Origin of the sequence: Proteiniclasticum ruminis DSM 24773 (assembly GCF_000701905.1) — a bacterium.
GTDB lineage: Bacteria > Bacillota > Clostridia > Clostridiales > Clostridiaceae > Proteiniclasticum > Proteiniclasticum ruminis.
On sequence record NZ_JNKC01000001.1, the window covers coordinates 437368 to 458785 of the forward strand.

Genomic DNA, 21418 nt, shown 5'->3' on the forward strand with positions numbered 1-21418 from the left:
TATTATTATCTTTTAGAGGAAGAATCCTTATTATTTCATAAAAGGAGTATTTATGCGCAATTATAAAATCATAACCGATTCTACTTGTGATCTTCCATCCACTGTCATACGGGAACTTGACGTTCATGTTATCCCAATGGAATATATTCTGGATGGCGTCAGTCATCATCAGGATATTGAGGATGAAGGCGAAAAAACAGCATCTTTTTATGGGAGTTTACGAGAAGGAAAAGTATCCAGCACTTCCATGATCAACACTGCAAGGTTCATGGGTGTTTTTGAACCCTATCTGAAGGCAGGCCAAGATATACTTCATATATCTTTTTCTTCAGCACTCAGCGGCAGTTATAATGCCAGCAGAATGGCAGCCGAAGAACTGAAAGAACTCTATCCTGAACGTAAAATTCTGGTTTTGGATTCTATCGCTGCTTCTATCGGACAGGGACTCCTTGTCTACCACGCGGTACTGAAAAAACGGCAAGGTTTGACTCATGAGGAGCTTTATGTGTGGCTAGAGGAGAATAAGAAGCAGATCTGTCATTGGTTTACAGTGGAGGATCTGATGCATTTGAAAAGAGGCGGCCGAATCAGCGCACTCTCCGCAAATATCGGTACAGCACTGAACATAAAACCCATCCTTAGCGTGAACATGGAAGGAAAGCTTGTGAATCTCGGAAAGGTCATGGGCAGAAAGAAATCTCTATCTGAACTGATCATAAAAATGAAAACCTCCATTGAAACTCCCGAAAACCAGGTGGTCATCATCGGACACGGTGATTCATTAAAAGACGCAGAATTCCTTTCATCGAAACTGAAAAATGAACTTCATGTGAAAGAGGTCATTATGACACAGATTGGGCCTATCATCGGAAGCCATACCGGACCTGGTATGATCGGTCTTACCTTCATAGGGGACAGGGAACCTCAACAGCCATCATAATATACTACAGAAGGGACAGAATGCAGCATACGCATTCTGTCCCTTCTTCGTTGGGTTTTATGAACCTACTGACTGATTTTCTCCTGAATGTAGGTCTCTACTTCTTCTAATGATGTGGCATTTTTTATATTTGGGAAAGTATCTCTTGCAAACAGCAGTCCTTCTGCAGTTTCCATAAATGCGAACCGCTGGGTATCAAGAATGGCATACTCTGCTACATCATTCATTTTCAGCACTTTCCCATTTTCTTCCCACACATCCTCATTCTTGTATTTCAGAGGCATAAAGATCCCTCTTTCTCCTGGTTTCATCGCTCTGGTGATATTGAAATCAGCCCCTATCACCTGTCCTGTATCCACTGGACCCGGCAGCATTACGCGGATGGTTTCTCCTGGAGTCAGTTCACCATCGTAGACCTTTTCCACTTTCAGTATGGCCATGGCCCGGTAATGCACCATGCCATCAAAATCCATACTGATATTATGAACATCCACCACGGTTCCTAAAAAAGCATCCGTATCAAATAGAGTAAACACATCCTTCTCTGTGAAAAGCATCGTTATGGCTCCTGCACCAGTATTCTCTAGCTTCACCTCTGTAACTTCCTTCACTTCTACTCCGTTACTGGAGTACAGTACGTCCTCTTTGCCGTTTCCCATGAAATAACTGGCACTGAAAACCAGCATAAGAAGCGCAGCCACTGCACCTGTCATCCACATGGATCTTCTGTTTATCATTTTTACTCCTCCCTCTTTCTGATGAATCAGTCTCTCCTGATGTAAAATATTCTGATACATCCTATTTTTATCAAGCTCCGTAGGTTTCACGTTTATCAGAGCTTTTTTTAACCTATTCCCCATCAATAAAGTCACCTCCTAGTATGATCTTAAGAGATTCTCTGCCACGCTCAAGATGTGTTCGAACTGTTGAATGGGATTTTCCCAGCATTTCTGAAATCTCTTTGCTTTTATATCCTTCAAAATAGAACAAGTACAAAACAATTCTGTACTTCTCCGGAATCTGCCATAAAGCATCCATAACTTCCTTTGTCTCTCTATCTTCCATGAATACAGGCAAGTTCCAGTTTTCCACTGGTGCTCTTTTAGACCACCAGTGTTTCAGATGATTTTTGCATAGATTTCCAGCAGTAACAATAAGCCATGCTTTCACATGATCTTTAGACTGAAAGGAGTCCGATTGTTCCAAGAGTTTTATGAATGTATTTTGCACCATATCTTCAGTATCCGCGGTATTTTTCAGATAGGTGAAACAGATACGATACACCATATTCACATAGGTATCATAGATTTCCTCAAAATTTTCTCTGCTTCGAAGCATAGTCTGTAGCAATCTCTCCCCCTCCTTTCACTTCTAATACAATCCTATAGGCAGAAATGTCTCAAGAAGTGACAAATACTTTTCTTCAGGAAAAAAATCTAAATACCGCTTCTGATTTTTTATTGAAGCTGCCCCAGATTCTGATGATATAAAAAAAGAGTCCTTAAAAGGACTCCAGAACAGTCTATACATAATATAAGTTTTCAGAGGGGTAAACAGGTTCACAGGTCACATCAATGCCCAGTTTTTTAAGGATCTGCTCATCATCCTTATTGAGCATCACCGTGGAATGGGCCTGGATCCCTTCCAGCTCTCCAAGCTTCTCTACAGCCAGCTGAGCAGTGGGATTGGTAACCGCCCCGATGGTCAGGGCAATGAGCACTTCGTTCGCATTCAGTGTGGTGATTTTACTGTGAAGCTTATCCTTTTTAAGGGTTCTTATGGTTTCTATGATGACTGGAGACAGTAGATAGATCTCATCCCCAATATGTCCCAGATACTTGATTGCATTCAGAATCGCTGCTGAGCAGGAATCCATAAGATTTGAGCTTCTTCCGGTTATCACTGTGCCGTCATGAAGTTCAAAAGCCATCACAGCAGGCACTTCCTTATTCTCACATCTAATTTTGAGTCTCTCCGCATACTCTCTGGCTGGTCTTACTGGTACCCGGTCCTCTTTCTTTAACGCGAGCTCCTCCATGATCAGTTTCATGCGGTTTAAGATCTCCTCATCCACAAGGCCTTTCTTATAGTCACATTCAGTGGTGAAGTTCCTTCGGATGATTTCTTGCCTAGAAGCTTCTTTTATCACTTCATCATCAATGATGCCAAACCCGACCCGGTTCACCCCCATGTCCGTAGGGCTCTGGTAAACAGATTCTTTTCCCGTGATTTTTTCGATGCTTCTTTTCACCACCGGGAACATTTCCAGATCACGGTTGTAATTCACAGCCACCTGATGGTATCTTTCAAAGTGGAAGTAATCCATCATATTGACATCTTTCAGGTCCACTGTAGCGGCTTCATAGGCAATGTTCAGAGGATGCTTCAGGGGTATGTTCCAAACCGGAAAAGTCTCGAACTTCGAGTATCCCGCATGGTTGCCAAGCTTATACTCATGGTACAGCTGGTTCAGGCATGTGGCAAGCTTACCGCTGTTAGGGCCAGGTGCTGTAACCACAACAATTGGCTTGGTGGTAGGAATGTATGGGTTCTTACCATAACCTTGCTCACTGACGATCATATCCACATCAGAAGGGTATCCTGGAATGGCACGATGGGTGTAGACTTTGATGTTTCTTCTTTCCAGTTTCGAGATGAAGACCTTCGTAGAAGGCTGATCATTATACCTTGTAATGACCACGCTGTTTACTGTAAGCCCATATCCTCGGAGCTCATCAATCTGTCTGAACACATCCATATCATAGGTGATACCATAATCACCACGAATCTTATTCCGTTCAATGTCTCCCGCATAGACGGTTATGATGATCTCTGCCGAATCTTTCAGTTTCTGAAGAAGTTTGATTTTGGCATCTTCATCAAATCCAGGAAGCACTCTTTTGGCATGCTTATCTCCAATAAGTTTTCCCCCAAACTCCAGATACAGTTTGTCGTAGTCATTCACACGCTCCAAGATATATTTGGACTGTTCCTCAATATATTTTTGTGGATCAAAACCCTGTTTTCTCATGCCATCCTCCAGCTATTTATTCGTCTTCTCTTTGTATCATCTTTCTCAAAGTAAACTATAACATGTCAAGGAAAAAATGTTAAGGTTCTTATTTTCCGACAAAGGCATCGGATGCCGTCATGAAAAGGTTTTTTGCATATTATTCATTGATATTAGGCACATTTTCCATTTCTTTGTGATACGTTCAAATTGAAAGAGATCGGAAGGAGTGTTGCTGTCATGAAAAAACACCTCATAAAAACCATTGCCGTTTTATTGGCAGTTCTGCTTTCCCTCCTAGCTGTTCCAGGACTTCGGATGATTTTTTTATTCCCTTTTTTTGATCTGCACTTTGATAAAAATAGTGTTGCGAGGGAACTTGGATTTGAACTGACGATGCCTCTTCAGAGCTCTTCCATGTTGCCAGTGCTGCTCACATATAACGACTCCGAGCGAGCTTCGAAGGCTCTTCACATGCCTGTTTCTTTCACGGTGGATTATACCTTCAGCAGACCTTCCTTTTTTCTAGGCAGAAGCCATGTCATGGACCCTGATGAGTCTCTCTACAGCTCCTTTGCCGGCGCCTACTGGGTTTCAGGAACTGGTCATCCATTAGCCCTAGAGGAGCTTGCTCTTCTTGTGGTGTTCGATGTGAAAAAACTCATGCTGCCATCCTTTGGACTATCCTCAAGTGAGGCGGTGTTTGAAAAGATACATGTGGTGAAATCCGGTTCCCCTGTGATGATCCGATCCGATGTCTTCATGAAATATACCGGTTCATATATCATGTCAACACCACTTCATCCGAGAAACTGTCAGCTTTCCTATCTTCTTTATGGTATTCCTCCAAAAAGCTTCGAATTCTATCCAGTTCAGCCCATGTATGGTGTCCTCCTCCAGCATTATTATCCAGACGAGGATCTGAACCTCATTCTTTATGCTTTGGCTTCCAGTGAAGATACCGTACAGAGTCTTGAAGAAACCTTACTTAAGAAAGTACAGATTGAAAGAAACGCTCATTGAACTTTATGTAAAAAGCGAGAACTCCCCCACCTAAAAAGCATGGGGGAATTCTCGCTAATTCAGGTTACACTCTTTTCTTTTCTCTGGATCTCATCTGGTACTGCTTCGGTGTGGTTTCATAGTGCTTCTTGAACGTTCTGATAAAATAGGAATAATTCTGAAATCCACAGAGCGCTCCAATTTCCATGGCGGAAAGATCCGTCGCTTCCAGAAGCTTTCTTGATTTTTCCAGCTTCAGCATTGTAAAGTAGTGAAGATAACTGGTTCCAGTATAATTCCTAAAAAACTTGGAGAAATAAGAAGTGCTATACCCAGCAAACTTTGCTGCAGAAGCCAGTGTGATCTCCTCTGTCAGGTTTTCCAGTAGCCAGTTGGTCACCTTTTTCATCCGTTCCATCTGACCTGCGGCAATCATTGGATCCCGGGAAGTCAGCAGCGTATGTCTTAGACCGTGCAGAAGCCGGAAGAGATCACTTTTCACAAGAAAACCAATTCCCTCCTCCTCCTGCTGTTCCCGATAAGAGATGAGACTTTTAATGGTGTGAAGCACTTCTTTCTTCTCTTCCTTACTCATAAAAGACTCCACCTGAAAATGCTTTGTTCCAAAAAGAAGAGGGTGCAAGAGAGATTCATTGAGATGATCCTCATCTTCTTTAGACATCAAAAAGTTCAAATGAAAGAGCACGTTATAATAAACAGCATGCTCTCCAGGAATTTCTTCCATGGCATGAATCATACCCGGAGAAACCACATAAAACTTCCCAGCTTCTGCTGTATATTTCTGTCCATTCACCATCAGAGTCAGCATCCCTTCTTCTACATATAGAATCTCCATCTCCTCATGCCAGTGCATAGGATAATAGGTGAACCCTTGGGGTATTTTTGAGCGGTAAACTGCAAATGGGAGCTGATCTGCGCCGTGTCTCTTTTTCTCATATTGATGCAGTCCAATATTAGGATTCTTTTGTATCATTTTTCATCACATTCCTACAAGTTTTTCTGTTAATTAGATTATATACTATGATATGAGAAAAAGTTTATCAAACGAGGATGATTATATGAATGAACAAATGAAACTGCTGAAGCTCTCCTTCCCTCTATTTTTTGAAAGCCTTCTATTTACAGTCATCGGGAGTGTAGACACACTGATGCTTTCTAATTACAGTGACACTGCTGTAGGGGCCGTAGGTGTTGCAAATCAGATTCTCTTTCTGGTGCTTATCGCAGGAAATGTCATTGCTCAAGGGGCTGGCATTCTCATGACACAATATGTAGGGGCCAAGCGGAAATCTGAAGATCTTGAGACTCTGACAATCACAGCGCTCATTGTGAACACAGTTCTGGGACTCTTCTTCAGCGCCTTGCTCGTCCTGTTCTCCCCTGAACTATTAAGCATTATGGATCTCAACGGTGAGATGCTGAGATTCTCATCAGAATACTTCATCATCATATCAAGATATCTGTTCCTTCACCTGATGACCATGACATTTTCCGTCTATCTCAGATCCCATGGTGAGACAAAGACGACGCTCAAGGTATCAGTTCTCATGAATATTGTGAATGTGGTGCTCAACTACATCCTCATCTATGGTCATGCCGGATTCGATGCGTTAGGTGTTCAAGGGGCTGCCTACGCTACCGTGATATCAAGACTTGTGGGATTTGTCGTACTAGGATCCATTGTATACCGAATGGGGTTCTATCAGAAGACCATCCGATTCACACCAGCTTCTATGATGAATGTTCTACCGCGCATCCTAAAACTTGGAGCTCCTGCTGCAGGCGAACAGATCTCATATAATCTCGCAAAATTTGTGATGATGATTTTTATAACCAGACTTGGAGATGTGGCCATCACAGCCTACTCCTACAGTAATACCCTTGCAGGTTTTGTCTACATATTCTCTGTGTCCTTAGGACAAGGGACTGCCATAATGATCGGATGGTATACGGGATCGGGACACAAAGAAAAAGCAAAAATCCTCGGAACTCATTCCGCAAAACTGTCTTTCTCGATCAGTATGATTCTCTGTACACTTCTTGTTGTTTTCCGCGTTCCCTTTTTGCGCATTCTCACAGACAATCCAGAAATCCTAACCCTTGCAGGACACGTTCTGCTCTTTAACTTCATCGTGGAAGCTGGCAGAAGTCAGAATCTTATTTATGTGAATGCTCTTCGCGCAGTTGGAGATGTTAATTATCCGTTCAGAGTTTCACTCTTCTCTATGTGGGGGATTGGTGTCTTCTTCTCCTACATTTTCACCGTCTCTTTATCTTTCGGACTTCCAGGCATCTGGATCGCCTTGGGACTGGATGAGATTGTCCGAGCGCTTCTTTTCAGAAAAAGATGGCTCATGGATCCTCCGCAAACACCATTTACCACGATGGAAAAACAGGTGTAGAAATCTTATGTTTCTACACCTGCCCCATTTTTGCTTCTAAAATCAGTTTATGATAAATCGGCGTAATATCCGGTTCATTTGCCTTCATATCAATATCTTCCAACAGCACCCATTCAATACCTTTGGTCTCAGCTTCGTTCAGGCTGCACTCTTCTTCTTCCTTAGCAATCAGCACAAAGGCAGCATTGAGATGCAAATGAGGTGAAACATAAGATCCATTCTTCACATGTCCCTTTACAGGCAGAATATCCAGCCGGTAAAGAAGAGTGCCATTTCTGCTCATTACAGGTCTGAAATGACTCAGTCCCGTCTCCTCTTTTGCTTCTTTGAATGCCACACGAAGTAAATCATCATCTCCGTCAGCATGTCCACCTTGCCATGTCCAAGCATCATATATTCTATGGTGAATCATGAGCATCTTCGTTCCACTTTCATTCAATATGACAGTGGAAGCCGTCATATGGGCCATTGGATCTTCTCTCGTAAGCACTGCTTCTCTATTTCTCTGTATATACTTCAGCATGGAGTCTCTGATTGCTTTATCTTCACTCGTCTGTGGCAAGTACGCTTCCACAATTGCATTATAGTTCGTTTGCACAAATAGTCACCTTTTCCCTTTATTCTTAGGATCCTCTGTCAGCAAGTGCTGTTTTTGAGCATCTTCAATAAACACTGAATGTAATAGATTCTTTTCTCTGAAGTATCAATATTGCTGATGTATAAGCCATAGTTGGCATTATCTTCTGTCGGGTGGATCATGGCAGCCATAAAAATCATCTTCTTGATTTTCAGCTCATGCTCTCCCAGATATTCTTTCAGCGCAGCATCTAATAATGAAAACATATGGTTCAGCGTTCGGATCAGCTCCTCAGATGCTGAACTTTTCACTTTACTTCTATAAGCATCCTTTACTAATACCACACTGTTTGGATACAATAACGCATACTTCATGGTCTCATTGGCATAATATATCAGTCTTTCTTCCAAATCAAGGGTTTGATTCTCCAAAAACTCTACTGTTTTCAGCATATTGTCCGTATAGAACTCACGAACCAGAGAAAGAAGCTGTTCTTTTGTCTCAAAGTAATAATTGATTGCACCAAGATTTACCTTTGCTTCTTTGACAATCGTCCGGACGGGTACATCGACGGTTCCCTTTTGACCTATCAGGTACAAAGTACGGTCTACTATTCTCATCTCAACTGTATTTAAATCTCGCATGAAACTCCCCTCCTTACTTGAAGTCTAAACCAAATTTCCTATGAATTCATTAAAATCAAGCATTCATAATAAATAAATAGAGTAGAACAACAAGTACAGAGCTTCTTATGTGATTTTAGGTTTCATGCTCCTATTCCGGTGTACCTTTTTTCTTGCTCTCTCCTGATGCTCAGGTCCCATCTGTTGGATTCAAACCGTCTCCTTCATCTTTTTTACTGTGACTCGGTGCCATGAATTGAAAGAGCGTGTTCTTTCAATTTCGCCTTTTCGTCTAATTGACATGTTGCTTTCTAGAGAAGCACATCAAATATCTCATTTACTTGTATCGGCTTATAGAAATAGTATCCTTGTACCAGATCGCATTGATGAGATTTTAAATAGCTCAGCTGTTTTTCATTCTCTACGCCTTCCGCTATGACTGTGTGCCCTAACCTATGGGCCATCACGATAATATCCCCAGTAATGGCAGAGTTCTCCTCATTTTCCGTGAGTTTGTCAATGAAGGACTTGTCAATCTTCAAACAGTTGATATTAAGTTCCCTTTCTCTTGAAAGAGAGGAGTATCCTGTACCAAAATCATCAATGGATATATGAATTCCGTGAGCTTTCAAAACCCCCAGGGTCTTGTTGATATCATCATAATTTGACGAAAAAACAGTCTCCGTAATTTCAATATGGACAGACTCAGGTTGGATCTGATACGTGCCCATCGCATTGAACAGATAAGCGCAGAAGTCTTCCTTCAGCAGCTGTATCGGAGAAATATTAATGGATACCCAATAGTTGTTGAGTCCTTTTTCATAAAGTCTCTTTATAAATTTCAGCGCCATATCAATGATACGTTCACCTATAGGAATGATAAGCTTAGATTTCTCTGCAACTGCAATAAACTCAACTGGTGAAACCTTCCCTAAATATGTACTGTCTAATCTGGCCAACGCTTCAAACCCAACAATGGTATGATCTTTGATGTTCAGGATGGGCTGATAATGAAGACTCAGTCTTTCCGGATTGATATGATCAGTGATCTGCACCAGTTCTTTCTTGATCTCTTCTTCTCGCAAGAGACCCGCTTCCATTTCCTCGTCAAAAAAAATGATGGGCAGCTGCTCCTGATTTTCCAGTCCTTTTTCGGATGCAATGAGCATGCTCTTCATCAGTCTGTCACCATCCGTATTATGGTCACTTCTGAACTCCACTACACCAAATCCAAGATTGATTCTTTCAAGCAGAAGAAGATTTTCAAGACTTTCATGGAGATCTTTCGCAAACTTCAAAATATCCTCTCTAGAGGAAACCTCATGAAAGTAGAATACAAACTGGTTATCCTGAAATTTATACAGCGACTTATCCGAGCTGCAGTAAAGAAGTAATGTATCAGCAATCTTCTTGATCAGATCCTGCGTATAATGATGTCCATATACCAGCGTGACAACGTGAAGATAGCTGAGATTCACGGCCATAAGTGCTTTAGAAGATCCATCATGGCGGTTCAGATCTTCTGTGAGAACTTTGTCCAGTGAATACTGGTTCCTTATGCCAGTCCAGCTGTCATGCTCCATTTGAAACTTCAGATTCTCCTCCATTCTCTTTTTCTCTGTCACATCCAGAATAATGCCTTCCAGCGCTTCCAGTTCGCCTTCCTCATTAAAGATCCCTTGACCTTTTTCAAGGACCCATATTCTGCTTCCGTCTTTTTTGACAAGTTCATACTCAGCATTTAATGTCTGCCTTAACGGAAGAAGATCACTCCATACTTTTCGAAGCATGGTCCGATATTCCTCTGCGATAATCTCATTAAAAGTAACGGCCTGATTAAAAAGAAGGTCTTTTGAATCATAACCTGTGAGCTCTTTGGCACCATCTGAGACAAACTCCATGGTCCAGTGCTCATCATATTTGCACCGGTAGGCAAGTCCTGGTAAATGGGAAAGCAGGACAGATTTACTGCGTTCGCTCTCCATAAGCCTCTGCTCTGCTTCTTTCCGTAATGTGATATTTTGAATCATTGAAACATGATTGTACTTATGGTTTACATGAAGATCAATCTTTGAAACCACCATGTTCACCCATACATAAGTGCCATCTGGTCTCAGAAATCTCTTGTCCATGGTGTACCCTTCAATCTCTCCTGAAACCATCCTCTCATAATAACGAAGGTTCTCAGAAATATCATCAGGATGCGTTAAAGCCTCCCATCCCAAACTCCGGAGCATGTCACTTGAATACCCCGTAATCTCCTGATACATCGGATTGATGTTAATATAGGGATTTTCATCTTCTGTGCATGGTTCCCTGTTAAAAGACACTGCTATCCCTATGGGTGCCTGCTGATAGATCTTATTATAGGTCTGAGTTTGCTTGGAGAACTCTTCCTCCAGTAATTTCTGCATCCGAAGCAGTTCTGTATGGATTTCGATTCTCGCAATCAGGGATTCCAACTGGATGGGTTTTCTGATATAGTCCACAGCCCCCATCTGAAGACCTCTGATTTCATTATCGTTCTCATCATAGTTTGTCAGAATCATGACTCTTAGATTTCTTAGAAGCCCCTTCTCTTTTATGATTTCTAAAAACTCGAACCCATTCATCACCGGCATATTGATGTCCAGGATGACCATATCGAAAGGTCCTTCAGCCTCTAAAATAGCAAGACCCTCCTGTCCGTTGGAAGCTGTTTGAACTGTATAATGACCGAGCATTGACTTTATCATCAGTCGGTCTGCCGACGAATCATCAACCACTAGTATTCTTGTTGTCATTCTCTTATCTCCTTTTGGACACGCTATTTTTCAACATAGTATTGGATCTCTTCCAGAAGTCTTTGAAAAAGATCTGTAAAATCACTCTTATACATAAGAATATCTATATCTTTACCATCTTGCAATACTTTTTGAAATTTCACACAATAGTCATATATTTCTTTTGCACCAATACTTCCTGAGCTGCTTTTCAGTTTATGGATGAGATGCTCCACTTCTTCATACGCTCTGCTCTTTATCAATCTATTCAATTCAAAGAGAAACTCCTGATTTTCCTTCTGGTACTCCCGGAGGACTTCCAAGTAAAGCAGTTCGTTCCCTCCCATATTTCTCAGTCCAGAGGGCACATCCAGAAGCATGCTCCGTTGGGAAGACCGTTCTTTCTCTTCTAAAAAGACCGTTACCTGACGAATAAAGTCATCCGGGTCAAAAGGCTTGCTGATAAAATGATTCATCCCATGTTCCTTGCATTTCTCTTTAACACCAAGAACCACATCAGCAGTCATCGCAACAATAGGCACCTCCTTATCAAGAGCTCGGATGATTTCTGCAGATTCAAATCCGTTCATTACCGGCATGTGTAGATCCATGAGAACCAGCCCAATGGTCTTCTGATGCTCTTTGAACAGATCGACCCCTTGCAGACCATCGGATGCCACAATGGTGTCTACTCCAATTCTTGAGAGAAGAGATTTTGCAATGAGCTGATTGGTTTTGTTGTCTTCCACGAGAAGCACTGATTTTCGTATTTTTACCCCTTCTTTCCCCTGGTAGAGCTGCACCTCTTCATGTATTCCTGTGGTGGCTTTCGCATCAAAAAGATCTACGATACCATCCAGAAGCACAGAGGGTATAATGGGTTTTCCTAATGCAAGATGCACTGGATAGTTTTTCACTTCATCAAAGAGTTCTTCCCTCATCATGGGCACAAGTAGAAGTATCTTAGGCTTTACGGTTATTCTCGAGTTTTCATAGATTTCTTTCGCAAACTGAAGCCCGCCGTTTTTGGGTGCATCATAATCCAGAATCAGCAAATGAATCTGCCCTGCAAAGGGTTTTGCAGCGTTTTCCAGTATACTCAGGGCACTCTTTTCAGAGGTTGTCAGTTCGCACTGCATACCGAATGATCTCAAGTAGCTTTCGATGAGATTCATGCTTGCTCCATTTTTTTCAAGAACCAAGGTTCGGATGTCTTTGAACTGATTGGAAGAGAGTCTCCTGAAATACTGATCCTGACGCTCTTCATCCACAGGTAAAGTGATTTTCACAGAAAATGTTGAACCTTCATTTTCTGTACTGTACACTTCAATGGTTCCATGCATCAGTTCAACCAGATGTTTAACAATGGAAAGTCCTAATCCAGATCCGCCAAACCTCCTGGTTATGGTGGAATCCGCCTGAGTAAAAGGCACAAAGAGCCTGCTGATCTGGGTGTCATTCATGCCAATCCCCGTGTCTTCGACAGTGAAACAAAGATGGTACTTCGATCCCTCCCTTGCCAAAAGCCTTATTTCCAGAAGAACTTCACCTTTTTGAGTGAACTTTGAAGCGTTGTTCATTAGGTTTAGGAGAATTTGCTCCAATCTTTTTCCATCTCCCAAAAACCAGTTGGGCACCTTGGAATCTTTGATCAGTCTGAGTCCTATCCCTTGTTCATCAATCTTATAAGACACGATACTGATCACATTCTGGATCACCTGATCTAAGCTGAAGGAAGTGATTTCCAGCTCAACTTTTCCTTTTTCGATTTTGGCATAATCCAGTATGTCATTGATGATGCTGAGCATATTATTGGATGCCTGAGTGATCCGATCAATATAGGTTCTTTGTGTCAATGTGATTTCGGTCTTTCGCAGGAGATAGGACATACCGACGATTGCATTCAGAGGAGTTCGGACTTCATGCGACATCCGCGCAAGAAAGCTGGATTTGAAATCGTTTGCCTCCTCTGCCTCCATCTTTGCTGCCTCAAGCTTAAGCTGTATCTCTTCCCTGTGCTTCACTTCTCTTTTCAGCTTAAGGATCCAGTAAAAGGATACCCCAAGAATAATCAGTGCTGTTGCTCCAATGAGGGCTATGATTCGAAGGAACGGACCAAAGTCCGGCTCACTGGAGACGGAAATCCACCTTGACGCGATCTCCATGCGCTCCTCGTCCGTAATGGTATCCAGTGCTTTATTCAATATGTCAATGAGCACTGGCCAGTCTTTTCTGACTGCAAAATGGATGGCCAGACTTTTATCCGCTTCAAAAGCAGTAAACTTCAGATTGGTCAGCGCTGAATTCTGTATCAGATAATTGGTGGTTGCAAGATTCCCCACAAAGGCGGTTTCAGTACCGTTCGCCACCGCAGTGAGCGCATCTTCCACTGTGCCATAAAGACTCAGGTTGATATCTGGAAATCCCAACAGATAACTGTGATGTGAACTTCCTTTCTGAACCGCTACCAAGGTTCCTGAAAGATCTTCTATTCCTTTTATGCCCTTTTCATCCGTTCTTGTCACAATAACCCGTTTGAAATGGTAATAGGCTTTGGAAAAAATGAAGTACTGCTCCCGATCCTCAGTACGGGATATGGCTGATAGCATAGGTATCTCATGAGACAATGCCTTGTCATAGGCTTCTGGCCATGTCAGATTCTTCTGTGCTTTAAACCGAAGCCCTGTCCTCTCTTCCACAAGAGCGAGATAATCTGCAGTGATTCCCTTATACTCGCCATCCCGATCAATAAACTCGAAAGGAACAAACCTGGGATCTATACCAATTTCAATGATAGGATGCTCATTAATAAAAGTTTCTTCTTCTTCACTCAGGGTTATTTTTTCAGACGCTCGTCCATTCTGCGCGAAGAAAAGTGATACAACAACCATACTGATGAGTGCAATTGCAATCAGATAAACTTTTTTTAACACTCCAACTCCTGCTACTCAAAATAGGAACAAACCTATCCATGTTCAGATCTCCCCCCCTGTTCCACAGGTCTGATTTCGTGAATGTAAAGAGTGTACGACACTGATCTTCTGGAACACTCCAAGGGAGTAAATTTTCCAAGTAATCTTCGGTACATGCTTACAGCAGCATGAGTATCCTGACTTGTAAGTTACTGCATCTCATAGATACATGCTGCCCTCTACATCCCGATCTGTCTGATGCAGTTTCTGTACTTTGATTCCTTGTTCATGGATATTCTGTCTAGTAGCTTCTCCTTTCTCATTTTAGTTTTGTTGTTTCAGACATTCCTATTTCCTTGAATGTCTTACTTGTCCGACATTTTGTTTATTTCTGGTTTCTATTCTTTTTTCTCCTTCGTGTTCTTTTGGTGATGCAAAGAACTTTTTCCCAAATTTCTATTTCTGTAGTTCTCGTAGAAACTATGTTCTCAGCAGCATGAGCATTGTAAAACCATCTGTAACTCAAAAATGGCTGATTTTTTCTCGTTGGTTCTTTTGTCTGCTTCAGCTCCTCTTTAAAAGCTCTTAAAAATGTCTGTGAATGAGATCTCCCATGCAGCACCTCATTAAATCAAAGCTGAATATTCTGAGTATTTTGCGTATTATTTCTCTTTTTCCACCATTCTTATGACGATACAAAGGAAAATCTTATTTTCTATCAGTTTTCTATGCTTTTAGTTTAACACTACATAGGTTTTATAGACATAGGCATTTTTTCGCCATTCTTCTTTGTTTTATGTATAGTTTACTGGATTTATAAAGAAAGCATTAAAGACCATTTCTCACAAGATAGAAAGATCTTCTCATCTATCATAACGACTTCTCTGATACATACATACCTCTCCATTAATTGAATTAAATCCAATATGAAAGAAAAAACACAATTTCACAGAAAGCAATGATTTGGGACAATTAAGTAGAAAATTTGCATCAGAACAAAAATTATGTTGACAAACTATTACGAGTAGCATAAAAATAGAGCGTAAATGAAAAATAAGCCTCTTAAATCTAAAGTGGGAAGTGGATCATGGAAAGCTCCAAATTGAAAGAAACCTATGAAAAGCAGAAGTATCAGAGCCAGGCAAACTTAGTTTATGTGAACACAATCATTATTGGTGCCATTCTGGTGTTTATCTACTTCTTTATCCTTAAGACCTATAGTATTGCAGTGGCAAACATCGTACTCCTGGCGGTTTCTTATATTTCGATCAGACTCAACCGTAAAGAACAATACGCGCTGAGTTCTCTCATTTTCATCACTACGGTTGCTTTCACTGCATTTCTTCAGATTCATGAATTCGGACTTCGTACTGGATTTCAGTATTTTTATCTAAATCTCTCTGGGCTCGTGATGTTCACCAACTGGAAACCCTGGCAGAAAGCAGCTGGAACGATGCTGCTTGTTTCCAGTTTTGTTCTTTCCTTTCAACTGAACTATCAGGCAACACCTCCAGTGGAGTTGAGCTACTTTTAGGTTTTCTTTTTGCATACTGTGAATATCCTGCTGAATGTGTCAGGCGTGGCAAATTCTGCTCATTACTACATCACTATCACTAAAAAGGCGCATCAGACCCTCACCGATCTGGCCATGAAAGATTATCTGACGGGTCTTATGAACCGAACCTCCTTCGACCATTTTCTTCTGGAGCTTTGTGAAGGCAGAGTGAAGAAAGGCCACGGTATGTCCATCTTGCTGCTGGATTTGGATCATTTCAAGAGGATCAATGATACCTATGGACATCTCTGTGGAGATGAACTGCTCCGTCAGATTGGAATAATTCTGCAGGAACAGACCCGGAAAGAAGACTGCGCCACCAGGTATGGTGGTGAGGAATTTGTCATTGTCTCAAAGTCTGATTCCATAGAAGAGACCGCACTATTTGCGGAGAGCATCCGTAAAAGAGTCCGTGACATGCAGTTCTGCTATCAGGGCCATTTTGTCTCTGTTACCTTAAGCATTGGTGCTCTTTATATTTCTCCTCAAGCTTCCACTCATATACAAGAAGCCCTGGAGCTTGCCGACCAGCTGCTTTACAAAGCAAAATCAGCGGGAAGAAACAGAGTTGTTTCAGAGCAGCTGGCAAGCTGAAGATATACACAGAAAAGCTCCTGGGTTTAAAACCAGGAGCTTTTCTATAAGACTTCATATTATTATGGTTTAAGACTCCGAGAGTATTGCACGTACTCTTGAATTATTGTACATACTATTTGGGCGTTCGTTGGGAATCCGCTGTAGAACTTTCTTCGCATTCTCCAGTTCTCCTAGATCATACAGATACAGTCCATAAGTGTAGAGTACTTCTTCATAATACACACCATCCGGGAATCTTGTCAGATACTCTTCGAACCACTTCTTAGCATCCGCTGCCTTCTCCTGTCTCTGATACGCATTGGCGAGATAAAACACAGCTTCGGACTTATATTCAGGGATTTCTCCATTGTTCAGAATATGATAGAAAGCTTCCGCTGCTCGAGCATAATTGCCTGCTCTAAAATCAGAAAGTGCTTCATCGTGAACGGCAATCTCATCGTCTGAGAACACTCTGCCTGGTGTTACTGGACCAGGTTCTTCGGTGACAGGTGGTTCTTCCTCCTCTGGCTCTTCAACCACAGGTGGTTCCACTGGAGTCTCTACCGGTGTCTCTACAGGGGTTTCCACAGGTGCTTCAGGCTCTGGATTTTCCTCAGGCTGTTCTACAGAAGGCTCTTCCTCTTTTGCCACCTCTTCGCCAGACTCTTTGGGTGCACTGAAATCCAGCACTCTGGATAGACCATATCCCGCTGCACCAAGAAATAACAGAAGAACTAGAAAGGAAGCAAGGGATTTCCCTGGTTTCTTTCTTTTTTTCACAGATAACACCGACAGCTCATCCAGATATCTCAATGCCTTCTCATTGCTGCTGTCAAGCAGTAATGCTTTATTCATATATTCTCTAGCATCATCCAGACTTCCGTTCAGAAAATGACAATGCCCTATATGAAGAAGAAGTCCAACCATTTCAGGTTCCCGTTCGAAAAGATCTTTGAATACGTTGATGGCCCTTGTATAATCTCCCTGATCTTCTGCTCGGATGGCTTCTTTATATAACTTCTGAAAATCCTGGGCAGTTTCCGCTTTATATTTCAGTAAATATTCCACAGCCTTGTTGTCTCTGGCTTTCACAGAAATACTTTTATTCCAATAGTACTTTGCTTTGTCAAAGTTGCAGAAGAGATACTCACAATATCCCAGAAGGTTCATTATTTCAGTATCTTCTGGATTTACCGATAGTCTGCTTTCCAATATATCTCTTGCTTTTGAAATATTATTTTCTTCTAAAGCGACTTCTGCTTCTTTAATATTCTTGCTTGCTTGTTCCATTCATTACCTCTCCTATCCTGTCTTCAGGCCATAAATCCACATGGCACCGTGCAATCAAATGGTATCTGATTTCTGTTCTATTCTATCGTAACTCTAGAGGAAAATCTATGACTTCCAGGTTATTTTCACTTTTAAATCAGATTATCTTCATGAACTTCACACTTTTTAATCACAAAACAAAAACCAGTTTTAAAGCTGCTTCTTTGAAACTGGTTTTTGTTCTATCACTTTTTTCAGCACTGACCGGACTCTTTGATTACCATTTATACACCAGAGAGACTAGTCTTCCGTGATTTTCCGTATTTCCAATATACTGTCATTATAGGACAAATCACGCATTACTTTAAGTATATCAAGAGACTTTGGTAAATTCAGTGTGTAAATGCACCCTTTCACTCCTTCTCCTGAGCCACGAATAAAATCCATATCGATGACATGTATGTTCTTCGTATCGAAATAGGTATCAATAAACTCAATGGTCTTTGATTTTTTGGTGAACTCCACTTCAAGCTTGATGTTTTTACCGCTATGAAACAGCTTGTCCTGAATTTTCTTCAGGGAGATCAGAACAATCACACAAATTACAAGGGCTGCCATGCTGATGATGTAATATCCGTACCCGATGGCTAGACCCAGACAAGCCACCAGCCAGAGTGTTGCTGCTGTAGTCAGCCCTTTAATGGATCCTTTGGTATGAATGATTGTCCCGGCTCCAAGAAAACCGATTCCGCTGATCACCTGAGCAGACAGTCTTCCATAATCCGCTCTAAGGATGTCCTTGAGTCTGCTGTCACTTAAAACACGCTGAATGATTTCCTCATTCATGGTGACCTGAATCAGCGCAATGACGCAGGCACCGATACACACCAGTATATGGGTTCTGAAGCCTGCTGGGCGATTTTTATACTCTCTCTCATATCCGATGAGACCACCCGCGAAAACTGCAATACCAAGCCTGATAAGCACTTCTCTATAATCTATCTCAATCATCTCCTACTACTCTTTTATCTCAGGTTCAGCATCATCTAAACCTTTACATTCTTTTTTATATAGAAGGTCTCCTTATCTTCATAAGGAGACCTCCTCAGTGTATTAAAGATCTTGTATCATATGTTTCACTGATGGGAAAGAAAAATCAGCTCGGATTGGACTGGCTTCATAGTCTTCGTTTTTGGTCTCTCCAGAGAACACAACCACAGCCGTAATGCCTGCATTGATTCCGGTCTGCACATCTGTATAGAGGCGGTCTCCCACCATAACCATTCCAGATTTATCAAGACCATATTTATCTGCAATGCTTTCCACTACCTCTTTATTCGGCTTTCCGATGACCTTCGGCTTCTTTCCTGTGGATGCTTCAATAAGAGCTGCCATGGCTCCTGCATCTGGCATAAAAGCATCGTTTGGCAAAGGACAGTTAAAGTCAGGGTGAGTGGCGATATACTCCACTCCTGCTGCAATATACTCACAAGCTCCCCAAAGCTTTTCATAGGTTAGGGTTGTATCGAATCCAAGAACTACGTAATCCACTTCCTGATGTCTTTCTTTCACCAGCTGAAAGCCTTCCATCTCAAATTCCTCTTCCAGAGCAGGTGTTCCCAGCAAATAGATTCTGGCACCTTCTTTCTTTCTCTTGAGGTATCTTGTGGTGGCTTCACCTGATGTGAAGATATCTTCTTTGTCTGCATGAATCCCCAGCTTACCTAATTTTTCCACATAAGAAAGCTTATTCTTCGATGAGTTGTTCGTGAGGAAAATATACCTCTTTCCTTTCTCCTTGATGGTCTTTAGAAAATCCAGAGCACCGTCTATCAGTTCATTTCCCAGGAAAATCGTACCGTCCATGTCAAGAAGAAAAGTCTCTTTATCTTTTAATCTATGCAAAACATTTCTCCTTTAATTGAATAGGTTATAGGTGAACAGTGCAACTCCTTCAGAGTAAGTAATAAGGAGCAGTACCGCAATAAGTGCAATAATAAATGGCCATACTTCTTTTAGGAAGTCTTCCAGCTTAAGCCCTACAATGGTACATACCGTAAACATCATGGAACCAAAAGGCGGCGTCAAACCTCCAATCATGATATTAACAATAAAAATCATACCAAAATGAATTGGATCAATACCAAAGGATACAACCGCTGGCACTAGAAGTGGTGCAAGTATTACAAGTGCAGCTCCACCTTCCAGGAACATTCCGATAAACAGAAGAAGTGCATTAATAACCAGTAGAAGTATAATTGGGCTGTCCGTCATATTCATGAGGAACTCTGTAATCATCTGAGGGATTCTTTCTAATGTCAGATAATATCCAAATACTTTAGCACTTGCGATTATTGCCATTACACCGCCGGTACCCTTTACTGTATCCATAAGAATAACAGGAATATGTTCCAGCTTAAGTTCTTTGTACACAAAGAACCCAACGATGACAGAGAAGAATACAGCAACGGCTCCTGCCTCAGTAGGTGTGAACATACCCATTCTCATTCCCATGATGATGACGAATGGAATGATAAGAGCCCAAATCGATTTGATGAACTGTCTGAGTATTTCTCCAATACTAGCCATTTTTTGTCTTTGAGGCGTATAATTACGCTTTGCTGCGATGATATGAACTGTAAACATCAGCGCAAGAGTCATAAGAATTCCTGGCATGTACGCTGCAAGGAACATATCTCCTACGGTAACATTCGCAATCAGCGCATACAGAATCAGATTGGTTCCAGGTGGAATAACTGGGCTGATGGCTGATGATGCAGCGGTAATCGCTCCTGAGAATGGAAGAGAAAAACCTTTCTTTACCATTTCAGGAACAAGGATTTTCGACTGCATTGCCGCATCTGCATTGGCAGAACCTGAGATTCCACCCATGAATGCACTAAGCAGAACATTTACTTGAGCAAGCCCACCTTTTGTATGACCTACAAGAACATTGGCGAAATCCATCATCGCCCCAGATATTCCTGAATAGTTCATGACAGAACCCATCATGACAAAGAAAGGCACTGCCAGATATGGGAAGGATTCAACTGCAGTTACATACTGCTGAATCACCATTTCTGTTGGCATGGAGTTATTAATGAAAACAAAATAAAAAAGTGAAGATCCTATCAGAGAAAATGCAACAGGAACATTCAAGAAAAACAATACAAAGAGAACTATAACCGGTAATAACGCTTCCACTATTCTTCTACCCCCTGATCTTCTGGATCACCAATTTCCAGCTTCACATCCCTCTTCAGGAATACTTTTCTGATACTCTGTACCAGGAAGTAAATCGAGTAGATGGTGATTAATCCGAATGAAATCACAATCGCTATATATATGAATTTGTAAGATAACTCCAACGCTGCAGTAATCTTTGTAGAATTCATAAAATACAGGAAACTGAGGTAAAACATAGTTCCTGATAATACTGTCACTACACTTGAAGTGATCATCAGAACAATAGGCTGATATTTGTCAGGAACCAGATTTGTCAGAACTTCAATTCCAATAAGACCTTTGGTCTTATATGCAGACGCAAGCCCAAGAAAAATAACCCAGACAAATGCTCCAACCGCTACTTCTTCCGTCCAGTTGAAGGTAAATCTTAAAAAATATCGAGTAAAAACATTAATAAGTACAAGAACCGAAGTGATGCTTAAGAAAACTGAACCAATAATCAGTTCAAAATGAACAAAAAAATTACGAAAATGTCCTTTCATCGTGTCCTCCTATTAAATTTAAATTTACACACCTGAAATTT

The 21418-nt window shown here is 41.4% G+C and carries 18 protein-coding genes; 5 read left to right on the forward strand and 13 right to left on the reverse strand.

Features of this window, described 5'->3' with window-relative positions; all coding sequences use genetic code 11:
• Positions 1-52: 52 nt before the first annotated feature.
• Positions 53-940 carry a DegV family protein gene (locus tag T487_RS0102120; RefSeq protein ID WP_031573436.1) on the forward strand — a complete coding sequence of 296 codons (888 nt, stop codon included), beginning with the start codon at positions 53-55 and terminating at the stop codon, positions 938-940.
• Positions 941-1005: 65 nt separating this feature from the next.
• Here T487_RS0102120 and T487_RS0102125 read toward each other — a convergent pair whose 3' ends face one another.
• The 3 genes from T487_RS0102125 to T487_RS0102135 form a co-directional block, all read right to left on the reverse strand.
• Entirely contained in the window at positions 1006-1677 is a 672-nt protein-coding gene (locus T487_RS0102125) for a hypothetical protein (protein WP_143004570.1), read from the reverse strand.
• 112 nt (positions 1678-1789) lie between these two features.
• The gene (locus T487_RS0102130) at positions 1790-2290 is read right to left on the reverse strand and encodes an RNA polymerase sigma factor (RefSeq protein ID WP_143004571.1); all 501 of its coding nucleotides are present in this window, start codon (positions 2288-2290) and stop codon (positions 1790-1792) included.
• 172 nt (positions 2291-2462) lie between these two features.
• Positions 2463-3971: a DUF1846 domain-containing protein gene (locus T487_RS0102135; protein ID WP_031573443.1), complete on the reverse strand. Its 1509-nt coding sequence runs from the start codon at positions 3969-3971 to the stop codon at positions 2463-2465.
• Positions 3972-4190: 219 nt separating this feature from the next.
• Between T487_RS0102135 and T487_RS0102140 the strand changes: the two genes are divergently transcribed.
• Positions 4191-4973, forward strand: coding sequence for a hypothetical protein (locus T487_RS0102140; protein WP_031573446.1), 783 nt, complete (start codon positions 4191-4193; stop codon positions 4971-4973).
• Positions 4974-5037: 64 nt separating this feature from the next.
• Here T487_RS0102140 and T487_RS0102145 read toward each other — a convergent pair whose 3' ends face one another.
• Entirely contained in the window at positions 5038-5946 is a 909-nt protein-coding gene (locus T487_RS0102145) for an AraC family transcriptional regulator (protein ID WP_031573449.1), read from the reverse strand.
• An 85-nt stretch (positions 5947-6031) separates the two neighbouring features.
• Between T487_RS0102145 and T487_RS0102150 the strand changes: the two genes are divergently transcribed.
• Positions 6032-7375, forward strand: coding sequence for an MATE family efflux transporter (locus T487_RS0102150; RefSeq protein WP_051651436.1), 1344 nt, complete (start codon positions 6032-6034; stop codon positions 7373-7375).
• A gap of 13 nt (positions 7376-7388) precedes the next feature.
• Here T487_RS0102150 and T487_RS0102155 read toward each other — a convergent pair whose 3' ends face one another.
• The 4 genes from T487_RS0102155 to T487_RS0102170 all read right to left on the reverse strand — a co-directional run bounded on the left by T487_RS0102155 (position 7389) and on the right by T487_RS0102170 (position 14270).
• The gene (locus T487_RS0102155; protein WP_031573455.1) at positions 7389-7973 is read right to left on the reverse strand and encodes an NUDIX hydrolase; all 585 of its coding nucleotides are present in this window, start codon (positions 7971-7973) and stop codon (positions 7389-7391) included.
• A gap of 38 nt (positions 7974-8011) precedes the next feature.
• Complete coding sequence (locus tag T487_RS0102160; RefSeq protein ID WP_031573458.1) at positions 8012-8596, reverse strand: TetR/AcrR family transcriptional regulator; 585 nt, start codon at positions 8594-8596, stop codon at positions 8012-8014.
• Between the two features lie 290 nt (positions 8597-8886).
• A complete protein-coding gene (locus tag T487_RS0102165; RefSeq protein WP_031573461.1) occupies positions 8887-11358 on the reverse strand; it encodes an EAL domain-containing protein in 2472 nt (823 codons plus the stop codon).
• A gap of 23 nt (positions 11359-11381) precedes the next feature.
• Complete coding sequence (locus T487_RS0102170) at positions 11382-14270, reverse strand: response regulator (protein WP_031573464.1); 2889 nt, start codon at positions 14268-14270, stop codon at positions 11382-11384.
• Between the two features lie 1066 nt (positions 14271-15336).
• Between T487_RS0102170 and T487_RS0102175 the strand changes: the two genes are divergently transcribed.
• Together T487_RS0102175 and T487_RS0102180 are read left to right on the forward strand one after the other, a co-directional pair.
• Entirely contained in the window at positions 15337-15783 is a 447-nt protein-coding gene (locus T487_RS0102175) for a hypothetical protein (protein WP_031573466.1), read from the forward strand.
• Between the two features lie 18 nt (positions 15784-15801).
• Positions 15802-16398 carry a GGDEF domain-containing protein gene (locus T487_RS0102180; RefSeq protein ID WP_155953235.1) on the forward strand — a complete coding sequence of 199 codons (597 nt, stop codon included), beginning with the start codon at positions 15802-15804 and terminating at the stop codon, positions 16396-16398.
• Positions 16399-16467: 69 nt separating this feature from the next.
• Here T487_RS0102180 and T487_RS15700 read toward each other — a convergent pair whose 3' ends face one another.
• The 5 genes from T487_RS15700 to T487_RS0102210 form a co-directional block, all read right to left on the reverse strand.
• Positions 16468-17670: a tetratricopeptide repeat protein gene (locus tag T487_RS15700; RefSeq protein WP_031573471.1), complete on the reverse strand. Its 1203-nt coding sequence runs from the start codon at positions 17668-17670 to the stop codon at positions 16468-16470.
• A gap of 279 nt (positions 17671-17949) precedes the next feature.
• Complete coding sequence (locus T487_RS0102195; RefSeq protein ID WP_031573477.1) at positions 17950-18660, reverse strand: MgtC/SapB family protein; 711 nt, start codon at positions 18658-18660, stop codon at positions 17950-17952.
• Between the two features lie 102 nt (positions 18661-18762).
• Positions 18763-19554, reverse strand: a complete 792-nt coding sequence (locus T487_RS0102200; protein ID WP_031573479.1) for an HAD-IIA family hydrolase — start codon at positions 19552-19554, stop codon at positions 18763-18765.
• A 12-nt stretch (positions 19555-19566) separates the two neighbouring features.
• A complete protein-coding gene (locus T487_RS0102205; RefSeq protein WP_031573482.1) occupies positions 19567-20853 on the reverse strand; it encodes a TRAP transporter large permease in 1287 nt (428 codons plus the stop codon).
• On the reverse strand, positions 20853-21377 hold the full coding sequence (locus T487_RS0102210) for a TRAP transporter small permease (RefSeq protein WP_031573485.1): 525 nt from the start codon (positions 21375-21377) through the stop codon (positions 20853-20855). The genes T487_RS0102205 and T487_RS0102210 overlap by 1 nt, the downstream gene beginning before the upstream one ends.
• Between the last annotated feature and the right edge of the window lie 41 nt (positions 21378-21418).

Excerpts from the sequence above, each read along its gene's own strand:
- T487_RS0102120 (WP_031573436.1), top strand. The coding sequence starts at position 53 with ATGCGCAATTATAAAATCATAACCGATTCTACTTGTGATCTTCCATCC.
- T487_RS0102125 (WP_143004570.1), bottom strand. The coding sequence starts at position 1,677 with ATGATAAACAGAAGATCCATGTGGATGACAGGTGCAGTGGCTGCGCTT.
- T487_RS0102135 (WP_031573443.1), bottom strand. The coding sequence starts at position 3,971 with ATGAGAAAACAGGGTTTTGATCCACAAAAATATATTGAGGAACAGTCC.
- T487_RS0102140 (WP_031573446.1), top strand. The coding sequence starts at position 4,191 with ATGAAAAAACACCTCATAAAAACCATTGCCGTTTTATTGGCAGTTCTG.
- T487_RS0102145 (WP_031573449.1), bottom strand. The coding sequence starts at position 5,946 with ATGATACAAAAGAATCCTAATATTGGACTGCATCAATATGAGAAAAAG.
- T487_RS0102150 (WP_051651436.1), top strand. The coding sequence starts at position 6,032 with ATGAATGAACAAATGAAACTGCTGAAGCTCTCCTTCCCTCTATTTTTT.
- T487_RS0102160 (WP_031573458.1), bottom strand. The coding sequence starts at position 8,596 with ATGCGAGATTTAAATACAGTTGAGATGAGAATAGTAGACCGTACTTTG.
- T487_RS0102165 (WP_031573461.1), bottom strand. The coding sequence starts at position 11,358 with ATGACAACAAGAATACTAGTGGTTGATGATTCGTCGGCAGACCGACTG.
- T487_RS0102175 (WP_031573466.1), top strand. The coding sequence starts at position 15,337 with ATGGAAAGCTCCAAATTGAAAGAAACCTATGAAAAGCAGAAGTATCAG.
- T487_RS15700 (WP_031573471.1), bottom strand. The coding sequence starts at position 17,670 with ATGGAACAAGCAAGCAAGAATATTAAAGAAGCAGAAGTCGCTTTAGAA.
- T487_RS0102195 (WP_031573477.1), bottom strand. The coding sequence starts at position 18,660 with ATGATTGAGATAGATTATAGAGAAGTGCTTATCAGGCTTGGTATTGCA.
- T487_RS0102210 (WP_031573485.1), bottom strand. The coding sequence starts at position 21,377 with ATGAAAGGACATTTTCGTAATTTTTTTGTTCATTTTGAACTGATTATT.